The sequence below is a fragment of the Paludifilum halophilum genome (assembly GCF_002245355.1).
GTDB lineage: Bacteria > Bacillota > Bacilli > Thermoactinomycetales > DSM-45169 > Paludifilum > Paludifilum halophilum.
Genome location: NZ_NOWF01000141.1, coordinates 1 through 412 on the forward strand (window position 1 = coordinate 1; position 412 = coordinate 412).

General features: G+C 34.7%; 1 protein-coding gene. It reads right to left on the reverse strand.

Annotated elements, in window-relative coordinates:
- Nucleotides 1-412 (reverse strand): hypothetical protein (locus tag CHM34_RS19525; RefSeq protein WP_169713843.1); only part of this gene is annotated, 412 nt, incomplete at both ends.

Consider the following 412-nt stretch of genomic DNA (forward strand, 5'->3'; position numbering starts at 1 on the left):
TCTTCTACTTCAGCCTCAATTCCTTCACCAAATTTCTTCTTAATTTTCTTCACCAATTTATCTTTCTTCTTCATTATGGAGGCAGTCTTTAATTCTATTACAACTTTGGATTTAACAACATCATATGTGCCAAAAGGCTTGGTAGACTTGTCTATTTCTTCTGCAAGCAATGCAGTGATTGCTACTGATTCTTCAACCACATCTAGTTCATAACCAAATGGCCTTAGCCATCTCACCCTTGGAACTACTGCTTGGATATAGGTGAAATCAATATTAAATAAGAAGCATATATCATTAATATGTCTTTCCACTAAGGAAATTGGTATTCTTACCCTTTGTTTCATGGATTTCTTGAAATCCTCAAAATAGCTTGTCATATGGGCTTCAAAGTTGTCACCCATCTGATCAATAA